At 31.6% G+C, this 17,772-nt stretch carries 19 protein-coding genes and 1 pseudogene; 6 read left to right on the forward strand and 14 right to left on the reverse strand.

The features are described 5' to 3' along the window. Nucleotides 1-33: 33 nt before the first annotated feature. From leuB to acs, 6 genes are all read left to right on the forward strand, one after another. Nucleotides 34-1,152 carry a 3-isopropylmalate dehydrogenase gene (gene leuB, locus OIU80_RS16310; protein ID WP_264288047.1) on the forward strand — a complete coding sequence of 373 codons (1,119 nt, stop codon included), beginning with the start codon at nt 34-36 and terminating at the stop codon, nt 1,150-1,152. A 279-nt stretch (nt 1,153-1,431) separates the two neighbouring features. Continuing rightward, nucleotides 1,432-3,105, forward strand: a complete 1,674-nt coding sequence (ilvD, locus tag OIU80_RS16315) for a dihydroxy-acid dehydratase (RefSeq protein WP_264288048.1) — start codon at nt 1,432-1,434, stop codon at nt 3,103-3,105. Between the two features lie 170 nt (nt 3,106-3,275). After that, nucleotides 3,276-4,964, forward strand: coding sequence for a biosynthetic-type acetolactate synthase large subunit (gene ilvB / locus OIU80_RS16320; protein WP_264288049.1), 1,689 nt, complete (start codon nt 3,276-3,278; stop codon nt 4,962-4,964). A gap of 77 nt (nt 4,965-5,041) precedes the next feature. Next, nucleotides 5,042-5,566, forward strand: a complete 525-nt coding sequence (gene ilvN / locus OIU80_RS16325; RefSeq protein ID WP_264288050.1) for an acetolactate synthase small subunit — start codon at nt 5,042-5,044, stop codon at nt 5,564-5,566. 75 nt (nt 5,567-5,641) lie between these two features. Beyond that, entirely contained in the window at nt 5,642-7,111 is a 1,470-nt protein-coding gene (ilvC, locus tag OIU80_RS16330; protein WP_264288051.1) for a ketol-acid reductoisomerase, read from the forward strand. 546 nt (nt 7,112-7,657) lie between these two features. Further along, nucleotides 7,658-9,565: an acetate--CoA ligase gene (acs, locus tag OIU80_RS16335; protein WP_264288052.1), complete on the forward strand. Its 1,908-nt coding sequence runs from the start codon at nt 7,658-7,660 to the stop codon at nt 9,563-9,565. Between the two features lie 94 nt (nt 9,566-9,659). Here acs and OIU80_RS16340 read toward each other — a convergent pair whose 3' ends face one another. The 14 genes and pseudogenes from OIU80_RS16340 to OIU80_RS20890 all read right to left on the reverse strand — a co-directional run bounded on the left by OIU80_RS16340 (nt 9,660) and on the right by OIU80_RS20890 (nt 17,559). Continuing rightward, nucleotides 9,660-10,073 (reverse strand): hypothetical protein, encoded by a 414-nt coding sequence (locus tag OIU80_RS16340; RefSeq protein WP_264288053.1) that lies wholly within the window; start codon nt 10,071-10,073, stop codon nt 9,660-9,662. 375 nt (nt 10,074-10,448) lie between these two features. Next, nucleotides 10,449-10,805, reverse strand: coding sequence for a hypothetical protein (locus tag OIU80_RS16345; protein ID WP_264288054.1), 357 nt, complete (start codon nt 10,803-10,805; stop codon nt 10,449-10,451). Nucleotides 10,806-11,375: 570 nt separating this feature from the next. Continuing rightward, nucleotides 11,376-11,891, reverse strand: coding sequence for a hypothetical protein (locus OIU80_RS16350; RefSeq protein WP_264288055.1), 516 nt, complete (start codon nt 11,889-11,891; stop codon nt 11,376-11,378). Nucleotides 11,892-12,138: 247 nt separating this feature from the next. Continuing rightward, a complete protein-coding gene (locus OIU80_RS16355; RefSeq protein WP_264288056.1) occupies nt 12,139-12,438 on the reverse strand; it encodes an RHS repeat-associated core domain-containing protein in 300 nt (99 codons plus the stop codon). Nucleotides 12,439-12,575: 137 nt separating this feature from the next. Then, the gene (locus OIU80_RS16360) at nt 12,576-13,082 is read right to left on the reverse strand and encodes an SMI1/KNR4 family protein (protein WP_264288057.1); all 507 of its coding nucleotides are present in this window, start codon (nt 13,080-13,082) and stop codon (nt 12,576-12,578) included. A 1-nt stretch (nt 13,083) separates the two neighbouring features. Continuing rightward, the gene (locus OIU80_RS16365) at nt 13,084-13,860 is read right to left on the reverse strand and encodes an RHS repeat-associated core domain-containing protein (protein WP_264288058.1); all 777 of its coding nucleotides are present in this window, start codon (nt 13,858-13,860) and stop codon (nt 13,084-13,086) included. Nucleotides 13,861-14,244: 384 nt separating this feature from the next. Beyond that, nucleotides 14,245-14,640, reverse strand: coding sequence for a hypothetical protein (locus tag OIU80_RS16370; RefSeq protein WP_264288059.1), 396 nt, complete (start codon nt 14,638-14,640; stop codon nt 14,245-14,247). Between the two features lies 1 nt (nt 14,641). After that, nucleotides 14,642-14,776, reverse strand: coding sequence for a hypothetical protein (locus OIU80_RS16375; RefSeq protein WP_264288060.1), 135 nt, complete (start codon nt 14,774-14,776; stop codon nt 14,642-14,644). Next, nucleotides 14,777-14,986, reverse strand: a complete 210-nt coding sequence (locus OIU80_RS16380; RefSeq protein WP_264288061.1) for a hypothetical protein — start codon at nt 14,984-14,986, stop codon at nt 14,777-14,779. Between the two features lie 36 nt (nt 14,987-15,022). Next, a pseudogene (locus tag OIU80_RS16385) lies at nt 15,023-15,151 on the reverse strand (RHS repeat-associated core domain-containing protein); the annotation flags it as partial. Nucleotides 15,152-15,199: 48 nt separating this feature from the next. Then, nucleotides 15,200-15,538: a hypothetical protein gene (locus OIU80_RS16390; RefSeq protein WP_264288062.1), complete on the reverse strand. Its 339-nt coding sequence runs from the start codon at nt 15,536-15,538 to the stop codon at nt 15,200-15,202. A 5-nt stretch (nt 15,539-15,543) separates the two neighbouring features. After that, a complete protein-coding gene (locus OIU80_RS16395; protein ID WP_264288063.1) occupies nt 15,544-16,224 on the reverse strand; it encodes a hypothetical protein in 681 nt (226 codons plus the stop codon). Between the two features lie 14 nt (nt 16,225-16,238). Beyond that, nucleotides 16,239-16,847 (reverse strand): hypothetical protein, encoded by a 609-nt coding sequence (locus tag OIU80_RS16400; RefSeq protein ID WP_264288064.1) that lies wholly within the window; start codon nt 16,845-16,847, stop codon nt 16,239-16,241. A 7-nt stretch (nt 16,848-16,854) separates the two neighbouring features. Further along, nucleotides 16,855-17,559 (reverse strand): RHS repeat domain-containing protein, encoded by a 705-nt coding sequence (locus OIU80_RS20890; RefSeq protein ID WP_319004973.1) that lies wholly within the window; start codon nt 17,557-17,559, stop codon nt 16,855-16,857. Between the last annotated feature and the right edge of the window lie 213 nt (nt 17,560-17,772).

A 17,772-nucleotide genomic window follows, 5' to 3' on the forward strand; every position in this document is an offset into this window, starting at 1 on the left:
ATTAAGATTTAAATACATAAAGAACGAGGCATTATGAATTTGAAAATAGCAGTTTTATCGGGTGACGGAATCGGACCAGAGGTAATATTACAAGCCAAGAAAGCATTATATGCTATAGGCGAGGTGTACAATCATGAATTTGTTTTTGAAGATGCACTCATGGGAGCAATTGCAATCGACAAAACAGGAAATCCACTGCCAGAGCAAACTTTAAACCTTTGCCTGAATACTGATGCTGTATTATTTGGCGCAATCGGAGACCCTAAATATGATAACAATCCAAATGCAAAAGTTCGACCAGAGCAAGGATTATTAAAACTGCGCAAAGAACTTGGTTTATTTGCAAATATTCGTCCGATAAAGCCATACAAAGCATTATTAGATGCATCACCTTTAAAAAGAGAAATTATCGAAGGTGCTGATTTTACTATTTTCAGAGAATTAACAGGAGGAGCTTATTTTGGTGAGAAAAAACTAAACGAAGCAGGAACACAGGCGTCAGATTTATGTGAATATTCAGAAGAAGAAATTACAAGAATTACACATTTAGCATTTAAAGCAGCACAAAACCGTCGTAAAAAAGTAACAATGGTTGATAAAGCCAATGTACTGGAGACTTCAAGGTTGTGGAGAAAAGTTGTAAAAACGGTAAGTGAGAATTACCCAGATGTAGCTTTAGACTTTCTATTTGTAGATAATGCAGCAATGCAAATTATTCTTAATCCAAGACAGTTTGATGTTATTTTGACAGAAAACTTATTTGGAGATATCCTATCAGATGAAGCAAGTGTAATAACAGGTTCAATCGGATTGCTAGCATCTGCATCATTAGGAGGGAAAAATGCACTTTTTGAACCAATTCACGGATCCTATCCGCAAGCAAAAGGAAAAAATATTGCCAATCCTATAGCATCAATATTATCAGCTGCAATGTTATTAGAACATTTTGGACTTTTTAAAGAAGCAAATAAAGTGTACGAAGCAGTAGAGAAAGCAATAGAATATCAAGTAGTAACAACTGATTTAAAATCAGATTCAAAATTTGGAACAAACGAAGTAGGTGAATTCGTTTCAAATTTTATTTTAAGCAAAGATGACTTGCTTTATTTCAATAATGATAACGTACATATCGGACAATCTACGATTGTTTAATGTATTTTGTTAAAATCATGATATTAATCACAAGAAGGAGTTGAAATGTTGAGATTTTATTTTTTTAGTAGTATTAGTTTTTATATATTTGACACATCTAAAAAAATAAACATGAGAATTTCAATTATTATTATTTCTGTCATTAATGTCAATGTGGTAATCACATATACATAGGGGAATGGTATAAATATAATTGAAAAATAATATTATAAACCTTCCAAATACTGGGAGGTTTTTTTTTGAATAAAAATTAAAATACGAAAATACAAAAAACACATAATGGAATTAAATAAGTACAGCAAAGTCATTACTCAAGACCAAACACAACCAGCAGCACAAGCAATGTTATACGGAATTGGTTTAACTGAAGAAGATTTAAAAAAAGCACAAGTTGGGATTGTAAGCATGGGCTATGAGGGAAACACTTGTAACATGCATCTGAACGATTTGGCTAAAGATGTTAAAAAAGGAGTAGGAAATGCTGATTTAGTCGGATTGATTTTTAATACTGTTGGTGTAAGTGACGGAATCTCAAATGGTACTGACGGAATGCGTTTTTCATTGGTTTCACGTGATGTTATTGCCGATTCTATTGAAACTGTTATGGGAGCACAATGGTACGATAGCTTAATTGCTATTCCTGGTTGCGACAAGAATATGCCAGGAGCTTTAATTGCAATGGGAAGAGTAAATCGCCCAGCTCTTATGGTTTACGGAGGATCAATTCATTCAGGAAAATGGAAAGGAGAATCACTAAACATAGTTTCAGCATTTGAAGCATTAGGGAAAAAATTCCAAAATACGATTACAGATGAAGATTTTAAAGGAGTAGTTCAAAATGCTTGTCCAGGAGCTGGAGCTTGTGGCGGAATGTACACAGCCAACACAATGTCATCCGCAATCGAAGCACTAGGAATGAGTTTACCATTTAGTTCTTCATATCCAGCATTAAGTGATGAAAAAAAACAAGAGTGCCTTGAAGCAGGAAAAGCAATCAGAGTATTATTAGAAAAAGATATTAAGCCAAGAGACATTATGACTCATAAGGCTTTTGAAAATGCCATTACACTTGTAGCCGTTTTAGGAGGCTCTACAAATGCAGTAATGCACTTAATTGCAATGGCACATTCAGTTGATGTTGAAATTACATTGGCAGATTTTCAGAGAATCAGTGATAAAACACCAGTTCTTGCAGATTTGAAGCCAAGTGGAAAATACATGATGGAAGACTTACATGATGTAGGAGGAGTTCCAGCAGTAATGAAATATTTATTAAAAGAAGGATTCATACACGGAGATTGTTTAACCGTAACAGGAAAAACAGTAGCCGAAAATTTAGCTTCAGTACCAGATTTAAATGATGGACAAGAAGTAATTTTTGAAATTCAAAAAGCATTAAAACCAACTGGAAATATCCAGATATTATACGGAAATCTAGCTTCAGAAGGAGCAGTTGCTAAAATAAGTGGAAAAGAAGGGGAGTACTTTGAAGGAACAGCGGTAGTTTTTGAAAGTGAATTTGATGTTATTCCAGGTATTCAAGCCGGAAAAGTAAAACCAGGAGATGTAGTCGTCATCAGGTATTGTGGGCCAAAAGGTGGTCCGGGGATGCCTGAAATGCTAAAACCAACATCGGCTATTATAGGAGCTGGATTAGGAAGTAGTGTTGCTCTTATTACAGACGGTAGGTTCTCTGGAGGTTCACATGGATTTGTGGTAGGACACATAACACCAGAAGCTTATGATGGTGGTGGTATAGCCTTAGTGCAGGATGGAGATATAATTACTATCGATGCTATTAAAAATACAATCAACCTGAAAATCTCTGACGTAGAATTTGACGAAAGAAAAGCCAACTGGATTCAGCCAGCTTTAAAAGCATCAAAAGGAGTATTACTTAAATATGCAAGATCGGTTTCTAGCGCATCTACAGGTTGCGTTACCGATAAATAATTTATAAGAGCAATATCAAAAATCAATATCAATGACAATACAATAACAAAAAATTAAAAGCAATAAAACAGTAAAGATCAATTTATAGGTTATCATTGATATTGATTTTTGACATTGCGATTGAATTTTGAAATTGATTTTTAACATTGACATTGAAAAAACAACATACTATGAAAATATCAGGTGCAGAAGCTGTTATCAGATGCTTATTAGAAGAAGGAGTAGACTTGGTTTATGGATATCCGGGAGGAGCAATCATGCCTGTTTACGACGAATTATATAAATTTAAAGATCAATTACACCACGTTCTTGTACGTCATGAACAAGGAGCAACGCATGCGGCGCAAGGATATGCAAGAGCAACAGGAAAAGTCGGAATAGCAATTGCTACATCTGGCCCAGGAGCTACAAATTTGGTAACAGGAATTGCTGATGCTCAAATTGACTCTACGCCAATGGTTTGTATCACAGGACAGGTAGGTAAACACTTATTAGGATCAGATGCTTTTCAGGAAACAGATATCATCGGAATTTCAACTCCTGTAACAAAATGGAATTACCAAGTTACCGAAGCTTCAGAAATTCCTGAAATTATTGCCAAAGCATTTTATATTGCAAAATCAGGCCGCCCTGGTCCAGTTTTAATCGATATAACAAAAAATGCACAATTTGATGAATTCGAATTTAGCTATAAAAAATGCACTGGAATAAGAAGTTACACTCCAGTTCCTAAATTAAAACTTGATAAAGTTGCAGAAGCTGCCGAACTAATCAATAAAGCTAAAAAACCGTTTATCGTTTTTGGTCAAGGAATTATTCTTGGTCAAGCCGAAGAACAACTAAAAGCATTGATTGAAAAATCTGGAATTCCAGCAGGTTGGACAATACTAGGACTTTCAGCTTTACCAACAGACCATCCGTTAAACGTGGGAATGTTAGGAATGCATGGTAATTATGGACCAAACTTACTAACTAATGAATGCGATGTATTAATCGCATTAGGAATGCGTTTTGATGATCGTGTTACAGGAAATTTAGCAACCTATGCTAAACAAGCAAAAGTGATTCATTTTGACATTGATCCAGCCGAAATAGATAAAAATGTTAAGACAGAAGTAGCAGTTTTAGGAGATGTAAGAGAAGCTTTGGATGCATTACTTCCGTTAATCGAAGACAACAAACACGAAGCTTGGCACAATATCTTCAAAGAAAAATATCAAATCGAATTTGATTCGGTTATAAAAGAAGAATTAAATCCAACAAATAACAAAGGAGTTTCAATGGGTGAAGCCATGGAAATGATTAACAAACACTCTAAAGGAGATGCAATAATTGTTTCGGATGTTGGGCAGCACCAAATGTTTGCTTGTCGTTATGCTAAATTTAATACAACCAAAAGTAATGTTACTTCTGGAGGTTTAGGAACAATGGGATTTGCATTACCAGCTGCAATTGGAGCAAAAATGGGAAGACCCGATCGCGAAGTTGTAGCCATTATTGGAGACGGAGGATTTCAGATGACTATTCAGGAATTAGGAACCATCTTTCAGACCAAGGTACCAGTAAAAATTGTGGTACTTAATAATGAATTCTTAGGAATGGTACGTCAATGGCAAGAATTATTTTTTGACAACAGATATGCTTCAACAGAAATGATTAATCCAAACTTTGTTGCAATTGCCGAAGGGTACTATATCAAAGCAAAAAAAGTAACAAAACGAGAAGATTTAGATGCAGCTGTAGCCGAGATGATGGCCTCAAAAGATGCCTATTTCTTAGAAGTTATGGTTGAAAAAGAAAATAATGTATTCCCAATGATTCCAACAGGAGCATGTGTTTCTGACATCAGATTAAGCTAAAGAAAAAAGTTTAAGGTTTAAGGTTTCAAGTTGAACAACTTGAGATTTTAAACAAGAAAAACTTTAAACAAATAAATATGGAAAACAGAACATTTACCATTTCGGTATACTCAGAAAACAATGTGGGTTTGTTAAATAGAATATCAGGAATATTCTTAAAGCGTCACATTAACATATTAAGCCTAAACGTTTCAGAATCAGAAATAGACAATGTTTCAAGATTCATTATTGTTGTAGAAACAACAGAAAAATGGGTTAAGAATATTGTAGGGCAAATAGAAAAACAAATCGAGGTAATAAAAGCTTTTTATCACACAGATGAAGAAACTATTTATTTAGAAAATGCTTTATTCAAGATACAATCAAATTTGTTATTTGATGAAAAACAAATTCAGAATATAATCAAAGAAAGCCAATCTACCATAGTAACCGTTTCTCGTGACTTTTTTGTGATCTCAAAATCAGGAAGACGTTCAGAAATTGAAGAAGTACATGCTAAGCTGAAACCATACGGGATCATGCAATTTGTACGTTCAGGAAGAATCTCGGTTTCTAAAGAAAAAATGGAAGTATCTACATTACTAGAAGAACTAAAGCTGTAATCAGTTTCAGTTTGCAATATCAAATAACTTATACAATTATTAAATTACACATTCATTAAATATTTTTTAAAAAAAATGGCAAATTATTTCAACACATTACCACTAAGATTACAATTAGAACAATTAGGCGTTTGCGAATTTATGGAACAATCAGAATTCGCTGATGGAATCGCTGCTTTAAAAGGAAAAAAAGTAGTTATCGTAGGTTGTGGAGCTCAAGGTTTAAATCAAGGTTTAAACATGAGAGATTCAGGACTTGATATTTCTTATGCTTTACGTCCAGATGCAATTACAGAAAAAAGAGCTTCTTATAAAAATGCTTCCGAAAATGGTTTTAAAGTAGGTACTTATGAAGAATTAATTCCAACAGCAGATTTAGTATGTAATCTTACTCCAGACAAACAACATACAGCAGTAGTTACAGCAATTATGCCATTAATGAAAAATGGTTCAACATTAGCATATTCTCATGGTTTCAATATTGTAGAAGAAGGAATGCAAATCCGTAAAGACATTACTGTAATTATGTGTGCTCCTAAATGTCCTGGTTCTGAGGTTCGTGAAGAATACAAAAGAGGATTTGGTGTACCAACATTAATTGCTGTTCACCCAGAAAACGACCCTAATAATTTAGGTTTAGATCAAGCCAAAGCTTACGCTGTAGCAACTGGAGGTCATAAAGCAGGAGTTTTAAAATCTTCATTTGTTGCCGAAGTAAAATCGGATTTAATGGGAGAACAAACTATCCTTTGCGGTATGTTACAAACTGGATCTATCTTGTGTTTTGACAAAATGGTCGAAAAAGGAATTGAGCCAGGATATGCTTCAAAATTAATTCAATACGGATGGGAAACTATTACCGAAGCGTTGAAACATGGAGGAATTACCAATATGATGGATCGCCTTTCTAATCCTGCAAAAATAGAAGCTTACGAAATCGCAGACGAACTAAAAGATATCATGCGTCCGTTGTTCCAAAAACACCAAGACGATATTATGTCTGGAGAATTCTCTAAAAACATGATGATTGACTGGGCAAATGATGATGTTAATTTATTGACTTGGAGAGCTGCAACAGGAGAAACTAACTTCGAAAAAACAGCTCCAACAGAAACAGCTATTTCAGAGCAAGAATACTTTGACAATGGAGTATTAATGATTGCGATGGTTAAAGCAGGTGTAGAATTGGCTTTTGAAACAATGACAGAAGCTGGTATCATCGAAGAATCAGCATATTACGAATCATTACACGAATTACCTTTGATTGCAAATACTGTTGCAAGAAAAAAATTACATGAAATGAATAGAATTATATCGGATACTGCCGAATATGGTTGTTATTTATTTGATCATGCTTGCAAACCATTATTGACTGATTTCATGAAAACAGTTGATACAAATGTAATCGGAAAACCATTCTCAACTTCAAATGGAGTAGATAATGCAGTACTTATAGCAGTAAACAAAAGCATTCGCCAACATCCTATCGAAGAAGTAGGAACTTGGTTAAGAGAATCAATGACTGCAATGAAAAAAATTGGATAATTAAATTGGGGTTTCAACTTATGTTGAAGTTTGCGCTGTATCTCTGTTTTTATATAATATTTTGAATTAGTAAGCACTTATTAAGATAATATGGATATAGGCATATTACTTTCACTTAACTACAAACGAGGAGATAGTTAAGTGGAGTAATACCTGATAAAAGACCTAAATAAATTTGTCTTTTATTATCCAATTAAATTAATAATGTTGCTACTATTTTCAAAAAACAGAAAAGATAGCCTAAAGTAAAGAAGATAAAAATTATTGTCTTACTCATAAAAAATGATTGATCCCTATTTATTTAAATCAATATTTTAAGACACTAAAATTAATTGTTGTTAATCTTGTTAAGACTAAAGGCGTGATATTATTTATCATGCCTTTTTTAATGCAAAGTAATTTTACCCAGAATAACTAAATTTTAAATAAATGCAAATAAATTGCTGTTTTTTAAACACATACTGCATTTTTTTATCATAATTAATAAATTAAATAGTTTTAAGAATAGAAAGAGATTTAATACTTTTATAAAAAAATTGAGAAACAATGAGTTATTACAAAATTGAAAATTTAGAACAATATTTTAAGCACTACAATAAATCTGTTCGTGAGCCAAGAAAATTTTGGGGAAAAATAGCAGAAGAAAATTTCACATGGTACCAACAATGGGAAAAAGTTGTCGATTTTAATATGGCAGATGCAGAGGTAAAATGGTTTTCTGAAGCAAAAGTAAACATTACCAAAAACTGTATCGACAGACATTTAAGTAAAAGAGGAGAAAAAACAGCAATAATATTCGAACCAAACGATCCTTCAGAAAGTTCATTACATATAACTTATAATGAGCTGTACGAAAGAGTGTCAAAAATGGCGAATGTTTTACGCGAACAAGGAATAAAAAAGGGAGACAGAGTTTGTATTTATTTACCAATGATTCCTGAATTAGCAATTTCCGTTTTAGCATGTGCACGAATTGGAGCAATCCACTCAGTAGTATTTGCTGGGTTTTCGGCATCGGCTGTAACAGCAAGAATAAACGATAGCGAATGTAAAATGGTTATCACTTCTGATGGAGGATACAGAGGTAATAAAACAATTGATTTAAAAGCAATTGTAGATGAGGCTTTAGAAACATGCCCATGTGTTACCAAAGTTTTAGTTGCCAAAAGAACACAAACTGATGTAAATATGAAAGAAGGGCGTGACCAATGGTTACAACCACTTCTGGACGTTGCATTAGACTATAATGTTGCTGAAATTATGGATGCTGAAGATCCGTTATTTATCTTATACACATCGGGTTCAACAGGAAAACCTAAAGGAATGGTTCACACCACAGCGGGTTATATGGTTTACACGGCTTATACATTTAAAAACGTATTTAGTCATGAAGAAAATGATATTTTCTGGTGTACTGCTGATATTGGTTGGATAACTGGTCACTCATACATATTATACGGACCATTATTAAACGGAGGAACAACAGTAATTTTTGAAGGAGTTCCATCATACCCAGATTTCAGCCGTTTTTGGGAAATTATCGAAAAACACAAAGTAACTCAGTTCTACACAGCGCCAACAGCAATACGTTCATTAGCAAAAGAAAGCTTAGATTACATTCAAAAATACCCTTTAAAATCGCTTAAAGTAATCGGATCAGTAGGAGAACCTATCAATGAAGAAGCTTGGCACTGGTACAATGACCACGTAGGAGATAAAAGATGTCCAGTTGTAGATACTTGGTGGCAAACAGAAACAGGAGGAATCATGATTTCGCCAATTGCTTTTGTTACACCTACAAAACCAACTTACGCAACGTTGCCACTTCCCGGAATTCAACCTGTATTGATGGATGAAAAGAGAAATGAAATAGAAGGGAATCAAGTAGTTGGAAGTTTATGTATTAAATTTCCATGGCCTGGAATCGCCAGAACTATCTGGGGAGATCACCAACGCTACAAAGACACTTATTTCTCTGCTTTTCCAGGGAAATATTTCACAGGAGATGGTGCATTAAGAGATGAAGTAGGGTACTACCGAATTACAGGTAGAGTAGATGATGTTGTAATTGTTTCTGGGCACAACCTAGGTACAGCTCCAATCGAAGATGCTATTAATGAACACCCTGCAGTTGCAGAATCTGCAATTGTTGGATTCCCACATGATATAAAAGGAAATGCTCTTTATGGTTTCGTAATCTTAAAAGAAACAGGAGAATATAGAGACAGAGCCAATTTAAGTAAAGAAATCAACCAATACATTTCAGATCACATTGGGCCAATTGCTAAGCTTGACAAAATTCAGTTTGTATCTGGCTTACCAAAAACACGTTCTGGAAAAATCATGCGTAGAATACTACGTAAGATAGCTGAAGGTGATTACTCTAATTTTGGTGATATTTCAACATTATTAAATCCAGAAATTGTAGAAGAGATTATGAAAGAAAAAATCTAATGTCTTTTTCAAAAAACTAAATATCAAAGCTGTCTATAATGGACAGCTTTTTTTATATATACATTTTTTTCAACCAATGAACTATTCCTTAATTTTATATTAAATCTATAAGTTCACCTTCCGTTTCAACTAAAGTACTATGTGGTAGATTACCATTCTTATATTCCAACCACAATGAGTTTAGCCACCGATCATTATGTTTAATTTCTATTGATTGTATTATTAATCCATAGTCATCAGATATATATGAGGCTAAATCAGAATGATTTGTTATTGAATATACTAGTTTAAAAACTTTTTTTCTTATATCATCACTGATAATCTTATCTGTTTTACTTTCTTTAAATTCTTCTTCAATAGTATCAAATGTTTCCATCCATCTTTCAGAAAAAGCAACTTCGTCTCTTTGGTCTAAAATTCTATCAAAATCATCTTCATTATAATTTGATAAAATATGAAGTAAATTATTTTCAATAAAAAAATTCAATCTTTTTAAAACTTGTTTCATTTTGCTTTTTCCTATATTATTCCCATCTTCCTAAATTCAAATTATCATAAAAGATATCTAATTGAGTTTTACTGATTCTTTTATTCTCATACAAGTTAATAAAAATAGCTTCATACTTTTCACTATCCCTATTACTCAAGCTCGGTTGAATTCCTTATTTGATATAAAAGAACACTCAGAATAAAATTACTCTATTTCTTCTATTAATGATTTTATATTATTGTATTTCAAAAAATTAAGATAAAAATCCATTTCTTTCTTAATAAGCTTATGATTATTAATAATGATACTTTCATCAGGCTCTGCCGTATTCTGTATTATACTTAAAGCCTATAACCTTTAAACGCACAAGCTAGAAGTTTGTGCGTTTAAAGGTTAATCAATAAACTCAAAAGACTCCTCTTTTAATGAATTATCAATTCTATATTGAGATTCCCACTCCGTATAATCTGACGGCTCATCTGAACTGATTCCTCTTTGCCAATACCCATCTCCATAAGTAATCAGCATAGCCCAATGAAATTCAGTTTCATGACTATAAAAAACAACTTCTTCATAAGTTTCTGGAATTGCAATTTTTTTTGCTTCTATAAGTCTTTTTGCTTCTTGCTCATTTTTTTTAACATATTTTATTATAATTCCTTGTATCACGGAAATCCAAGTCTTAGAATTAAAAATTAATTGCTCTTTAGTTTCTCTATCAATAAATTTGATATTGTCTTTATATTCCATTTTTTTAATTACATACTTTATACTTATCAAATAACTTAGCTCCTTTGTCAGTAAAAAATGTAAATTGACTACCGATATAATAGTTAATGATAGAAAACTTCTCTTCGCCAATTATTTTTGCTGTTGGAACAAAAGAACCTTCTTCATACACCCAAGTAATTAAATTCTCAATTGGCTCTGGTTTATCGTAAACTAAATTATCTTCCTCAACAACAATTAAATTAGGTCTTTCTTTTAGATCGTATTTCCATTCATGAATAAGAACGTTTCCATATTTACACGAGGTAAATACAGTTTATACATACTTTTTTAAAATCACTTACTATCTTTAAAAGAACTTCTTCCAGCGTAATTTCAAAAATAAGCTATTTTTCTTTCAAAAAATAAAAAAAGTAGCCACGCCGAACGTAAGGTAGCAACGAATGGAACTAAGAGAACGAATGGAGTGAGACCGCTTTATTGCGCTACAATTGGTTTTTTCTTTTCAATCTCATTTCTTTTATAATCTTTATTAAAATAGAAAACCCACTAAATTTAGCGGGTTTTCTATTTATTTTAATCTCAAATATATTACCAATATTTCAAGGGATATAGCTCGTATAAATTGGATTGTATAGAATTTATTACATCCGTAAAATGAACCCTTTCTTTTTTCGTTATTTCTTCTTGTTCATCCAATGAATTTTCTAATTCTTGGTATAAAAATGCTATTTGTAAAAATTCAAGAAATGAAATATTTAAACTTACAAATTGTTCTATATTCGAGTATTCGCCCTGATTATGGTCATAAAATAAAAGACGACCATTTTCTCTACTTATAAACCATTCATCCCCTTGTCCTGTTCTGCCAATCATCCATAATTTATTAAAAATATTGGGGAAATTAGTTTCTAAATTACGATTTTCTTTTAAAGCCATTTCGTAGCCAAAAATATCAATATCGGGAGTTATTTCTATACTCTCATATTTTGATAAAAAAGATAAATAAAATTTATCTAATATTGGTAGTTTTTCCAAGTTCTTAATCTCTGATTTTCTCTTGGTTAATCTTTCTAATATTTCGGTTTCGTTTTCTTTTATAAACATAACAATCAATTTTTTAATCTAATGACAAGTTATACCTTTTACAGCTTGTGCATTATGTTTACTAATACATTCTTTTCGTGCAAGCTCTTTTAGTCTCGCTTCTAAAAAATCTTTTGATTCGCCTTTGGATAAGTTCATACTTTCTACTTTGTCCAATATTCCTCCCCATGACTTATTCCAATTTTTCCCTGTTCTTGAACTATTGGTATGAATTCTAGGTTTTTTCGTGTGTTTTTCTTTTGGCAGATTATAATAATATTTTAGGATTATTTACATCAATATCAGCTACATTTTTAAATCTATCAGCAAATTCCTCGGGAAAGCCGTGATGTATATCAGTGTTAGTGTGTTTAGAACCAACATAGTCTAACCATTTTTTTTGTAACGTTCTTGTTGGGGTTTTAGATAACCCAAAAACATCTACATAACCATTAGAATCATGGACAAATGAATAAAGCGCCATTCCGCCATTTATCCCAATCGGGTCCTGACTTAAATAAAGCCCAGTCTCAGGATTATAATATCTAAACCTGTTATAGTATAACACAAATTTAAAAGCGACAAAACCCGCTAAATTAGCGGGTTTTGTTATAAATTCTATTTTCTTCAATCACTTTGCGAGCATACAATACAATTCTGCGCTGTCTATGCGCATACATAAATGAGCGGGGCTATCGTTTTTTTTTAATCATGTTCTTCATAAGCATCTCCATATGAAACAAAACTTGGTTCTACCCAATACCATGATTTTCCTTCAGACTTATATAATCGTTCTAATAGTTCTGCAAAATTTTTTGCAATTATATTACTTTCTCCTGGAGTAGCATGAATATCTAAAAAACTATCGTAACAATATCCGTTATGAAACTCGCCTAAATCTATACTAATATATTGGCTTTGTTCTTCTGCTTCTGCAATCAAATACCAATGATTGCTAATATCATCTTCTAACTCTTCCCAAATAACATCACCTTCAGGATAAAGCCTTTGGCTTGTGGGTATGAAATTTTTAGGAGAAACAATCCTAATACCAAAGGATTCATCAGGAAACAATTCCAATGATTCGTAATTGTTATAAAAATATTCTAAATCTTTAGGAAGGTTTAAGCCACCTGTCATATCTGATACTTTTTTTATCAAATTACATCTGTGGTCAAGTTCAATTTGTTCTAATATTTCTTGTATCTTCATTTTATTTACATTTTGTATAAATATATTTATTAAATTTTCTATAAAATTCTTCTCTTGCTGATTTTGGAACTTTAGCCGCATCAAACATTACTTCAGACAATTCTTGCGCTTGACGAGCAGTTATTTTATCCCAATTCCCTCTAACCTTGCCAAAATTATCTTTCATCCATTTTCTTTCTGCAGCGTGTGCTGCATCATGCATCTCTTTTGTTAATTGTATTGTTGGTTGAGCAGATTGTCGACTTATATAACCAGGAATGTTATTTTTAGCCCAAGCATCCATAACATTATGGTGATTAAACAAATCTGTACTTTTATTTCCATAATTTACTATGTCGTATAAATTACCTTGTAATCCAAGAATATCAGTCCATGCATTTGAGTCATGCACATATGCATAAAATGCACTACCCCCCAAAAGCCCAATTGGGTCTTGACTCAAATACAACCCCATATCAGAAGAGTAATATCGATGTCTATTGTAATGTAAACCTGTCTCTACATCTTCATATTGTCCTAGCTGCCTAAAAGGAATAAAACTTCTATCTCCTTTTAAATCTTTTAATCCTCCGTAAATATCATAGTCACTCTCCCAAACGAGTTCACCAAGCTCACTGTAAACCTGTACAGGGCGACCAATATAATCATTGACTATAGAAAACTTCTCTTCATCAATAATCTTTGCGCTCGGAACAAAATTTCCTTCCTCATACACCCAAGTAATTAAATTCTCAATTGGCTCTGGTTTATCGTAAACTAAATTATCTTCCTCAACCACAATTAATTTGGGTCTTTCGTTTAATGGATATTTCCATTCATGAATAAGAATATTTCCATATTTACACGAGATAAATACAGTTTATACTATACTTTTTTAAAATCACTTACTATCTTTAAAAGAACTTCTTCCAGCGTAATTTCAAAAATAAGCTATTTTTCTTTCAAAAAATAAAAAAAGTAGCCACGTCGAACGTAAGGTAGCAACGAATGGAACTAAGAGAACGAATGGAGTGAGACCGCTTTATTGCGCTACAATTGGTTTTTTCTTTTCAATCTCATTTCTTTTATATCTTTATTAAAATACAAAACCCACTAAATTAGCGGGTTTTATTGTTTTAAAATTTAAGCGCACAAGCAACAAGCTTCAGCCAGCGTAGGAAATTCAAAGTATATGATTCCAAGCTCCTTTACTATATACTGTTATAGTTTTTTGTTCTTCTTTATCAACGTAACCAGAAAGTGCAATTCCTATCTGATTAAAAATTAAAAAACCATACTTATAAACTGAATCATATTTTTGTTTAAGTGTTTCATGAAAAGTATTTGTAAAAACTTCTAAATTTTCAAAAAACACTTGACTATTTTCTAATATTGAAAATTCACTTAATTTATCATCTACAAATTTCATTGATACAATTCCATCAATTATTTTTTTTCCTTTTTTATTTTCAATTATTTGAATATCATTGTCATTCAAAGATTTTTTGGTTTCTTCAAATGTCATACCTAATTTATAAAGTTCAGTTCCAATAAATGGAGTTATATTTATTCTATCCATATTATTTACATTTTATTTTTAGTTTTTTTGCTTTTGTTTTTGAAATTAATCCTTCAGATTCAGCATATTCTATCATTTCAGTCATGCTTTTATTGTATTTGTTTCCAAAATTATCTTGAATATCGTCAATATCCATTTATATAGCATCTCCAAATTTTCCTCTACTAATCAAATCCTCTTGCTGTGCTCTATATACTGCTCCATCGGAACCTTGCCATCCATGACTTGCTGTGATTTGATGATCTGCTGTTTCCATCCAAATACTAGGTCCTTTACTATGTGACATTCCGTTTATACTATTAGCGGGCATATGATGAACTTGTCCTCCCACATTGGTACTTCTCACTTGATAGTAAGAACCTCCCGCTACTAAACCATAAACATCAACTAAGCTATTACTATCTTGAACATAAGCGTATAGATTAGTTCTTCCACCTTTTAATTTTATCGGGTCTTGAGATAAGTACAGTCCAGTCTCAGGGTTATAATATCTGAAACGATTATAGTATAAACCTGTTTCTCTACATAAGCCAAAAACTTTCGATAGCGAGAAAAATTTCTAATCTTCTATTATTTCATGTTTTATTTCTATTAAATCAGATATAATTTTTAACACCTCTCTAATATGTCTAGCTTTTTCTTCTTTGTCTTTATTTTTCCCATTTGTGAAAGATGCTTTTATAAGAATTGGACAATTTTTATAATTCTCTTCTTGCCACCAATCATCATAATCAAGATAATTATCGATAACAGAAATAGTGTCAGCTATTTCTCCAAATCTATATCCAAAATTCCCTCCAGATGTGGGTAATAATTTTATATTTAGCTTTTCAGAAATAATAGTTGCTGTTTTTTCTTTATTATCACCTAGATAACCGAAAGTTATATCATAAGACATAACTTTTATTGTAAAATTTCTTCTATAGCTAATTTAACTATTTCATCTTCATTTACATTCTTAGGTAATTCTTCTATAAATTTAGTAAAGTCTTTTCTTCCTAAATACTTATCAATATTAAATAAAAATAAAGATAAATTAGAATGATACACAACATTGCTTTTTATTGGATATTTTAAATAAGTTTCATTTAAATATTCTAAAGCTATTTTTTTATTTAGTTTTAAAACTAGTGAAAATAAATATGGATAATCGGAACTATATTTTATTAATTTCTTGATCTCTTCATCAGAATAATCAAACGAATCATCCTTAATCGAATTAATATACATTTTAAAATCCTGTTTTTCCATTTCTAATAGTTCAACTCTATCTAAAATACTATTTATTGTAATTATTTTTTTATTAAACAATATACATTCTCCAACTTTTTTAGCTCCATCCATAAAATCAAATTTAAAACCATCTTTTAGTAATTCGTGAGGAGCTTCGTCTGCTAAAAATTTAACTTCATCAGCAATTGTCTTATAACCTTGATCTCTAGCTGAAGTTTTTAAATTAAAAACTACACTCCAACCTTCTTTCTTTTCACTAATATAAATTTGTGTATATAAAGTATTACTATCAGGCAAAAGTCTTTTTTCCCCATCAAAAATATTCTTATCCCAAGTTATTAATCCTTTCATTGAATATGCCCTACCTAATTGGGATTATATTTTAGTTCAATAAATTGCAAATCGTCAATATCATTTAATTCCAATACATTTTTAAAATTCTCTGATACAATAATATATAGCATATTTACAGGAAAGAAAATATCTACATCAATTTTATCCCGAAGTTCTAATTCGTTTAATGGAACAGTCACTTTGTTACTCATTTTATAGAGGCTGTATTTTTCAATTATATTTAGACTCCATAGTTGTGGGATTTTTTGTAACAAGGTAATATCATTTTTACCTTTAAAAATGTAATCTTCGGGTTCACCAGATTTCGGATAAAACTCTGGGTCTTTGTTCTTTTCCCATTTTTCCCAATCTATGTTTACAATTTTTTTTATTTTTATTTCTTTATAACCTATGATACCAGTAATAGCATTTTCTTTAAATATTTTTTTTACCTTTTCAGAAACTATAATATTTACACTATTTACAGTATATATATCAGGAACATAAGGTCCTGTTCTTTCTATAGTAGGGATTTCTAAATCATTATAATTATCATCCATTACATTTAAGAATCCCCTAAAAAGAGTATTTCCATAATCTCCCCAAGGCATTTCCTTATTTTTTATTATAAAATATTTCATCTTTATATTATTTACATTTAAACTTAGTTTTGGTTTTTCGCTTGTATTTTCGAGCAAAATCCCTTGATGATTTTGGAATATTAAAATCTTTCATCATTTTTTTTAGTTGATTTTGAATGTCTCTTTTTGAGAAGTTCCTATTTTGTGAATACCAATCATTAAAAGCGTCATTCCATAAACCACCACCAGCTCCTTTATGGATAGCTTTATGCAAACCTTCTTCTACAAATGCTCCCTGTCTATGAATATATATTTTTGCATTTCCTGTAATTTGATTTAGTTGTTTCATGAAATGAGGGTTTTTCATCATTTCTTGTGGTATTAAATGATGCCAAGGCATTGCTGCCAGACCAAATAAATCTATTTCTGAGTTAGAATCAAATACATACCCGTATAAATTAGGATTATTCCCCGCAAGCCCTATCGGATCCTGACTCAGATACAAACCCGCATCAGGATTATAATACCTAAACCTATTATAATACAAACCTGTCTCTACATCTTCATACTGCCCTAATTGTCTAAAAGGCATAAAACTTCTATCGCCTTTTAAATCTTTTAACCCTCCGTAAATATCATAATCTGTTTCCCAAACAAGTTCGCCTATTTCTGAGTAAACCTGTACAGGGCGACCAATATAATCATTGACTATAGAAAACTTCTCTTCTCCAATTATTTTAGCTGTTGGAACAAAAGAACCTTCTTCATACACCCAAGTAATTAAATTCTCAATTGGCTCTGGTTTATCGTAAACTAAATTATCTTCCTCAACAACAATTAAATTAGGTCTTTCTTTTAGATCGTATTTCCATTCATGAATAAGAACGTTTCCATATTTACACGAGATAAATACAGTTTATACATACTTTTTTAAAATCACTTACTATCTTTAAAAGAACTTCTTCCAGCGTAATTTCAAAAATAA

The organism is Flavobacterium frigoritolerans (genome assembly GCF_025847275.1).
GTDB classification, from domain to species: Bacteria; Bacteroidota; Bacteroidia; order Flavobacteriales; family Flavobacteriaceae; genus Flavobacterium; species Flavobacterium frigoritolerans.

What these genes read in the sequence shown, in the direction of transcription:
- leuB (WP_264288047.1), top strand. Translation starts at nt 34, where the DNA reads ATGAATTTGAAAATAGCAGTTTTATCGGGTGACGGAATCGGACCAGAG.
- ilvD (WP_264288048.1), top strand. Translation starts at nt 1,432, where the DNA reads ATGGAATTAAATAAGTACAGCAAAGTCATTACTCAAGACCAAACACAA.
- ilvB (WP_264288049.1), top strand. Translation starts at nt 3,276, where the DNA reads ATGAAAATATCAGGTGCAGAAGCTGTTATCAGATGCTTATTAGAAGAA.
- ilvN (WP_264288050.1), top strand. Translation starts at nt 5,042, where the DNA reads ATGGAAAACAGAACATTTACCATTTCGGTATACTCAGAAAACAATGTG.
- ilvC (WP_264288051.1), top strand. Translation starts at nt 5,642, where the DNA reads ATGGCAAATTATTTCAACACATTACCACTAAGATTACAATTAGAACAA.
- acs (WP_264288052.1), top strand. Translation starts at nt 7,658, where the DNA reads ATGAGTTATTACAAAATTGAAAATTTAGAACAATATTTTAAGCACTAC.
- OIU80_RS16340 (WP_264288053.1), bottom strand. Translation starts at nt 10,073, where the DNA reads ATGAAACAAGTTTTAAAAAGATTGAATTTTTTTATTGAAAATAATTTA.
- OIU80_RS16345 (WP_264288054.1), bottom strand. Translation starts at nt 10,805, where the DNA reads ATGGAATATAAAGACAATATCAAATTTATTGATAGAGAAACTAAAGAG.
- OIU80_RS16350 (WP_264288055.1), bottom strand. Translation starts at nt 11,891, where the DNA reads ATGTTTATAAAAGAAAACGAAACCGAAATATTAGAAAGATTAACCAAG.
- OIU80_RS16360 (WP_264288057.1), bottom strand. Translation starts at nt 13,082, where the DNA reads ATGAAGATACAAGAAATATTAGAACAAATTGAACTTGACCACAGATGT.
- OIU80_RS16370 (WP_264288059.1), bottom strand. Translation starts at nt 14,640, where the DNA reads ATGGATAGAATAAATATAACTCCATTTATTGGAACTGAACTTTATAAA.
- OIU80_RS16375 (WP_264288060.1), bottom strand. Translation starts at nt 14,776, where the DNA reads ATGGATATTGACGATATTCAAGATAATTTTGGAAACAAATACAATAAA.
- OIU80_RS16390 (WP_264288062.1), bottom strand. Translation starts at nt 15,538, where the DNA reads ATGTCTTATGATATAACTTTCGGTTATCTAGGTGATAATAAAGAAAAA.
- OIU80_RS16395 (WP_264288063.1), bottom strand. Translation starts at nt 16,224, where the DNA reads ATGAAAGGATTAATAACTTGGGATAAGAATATTTTTGATGGGGAAAAA.
- OIU80_RS16400 (WP_264288064.1), bottom strand. Translation starts at nt 16,847, where the DNA reads ATGAAATATTTTATAATAAAAAATAAGGAAATGCCTTGGGGAGATTAT.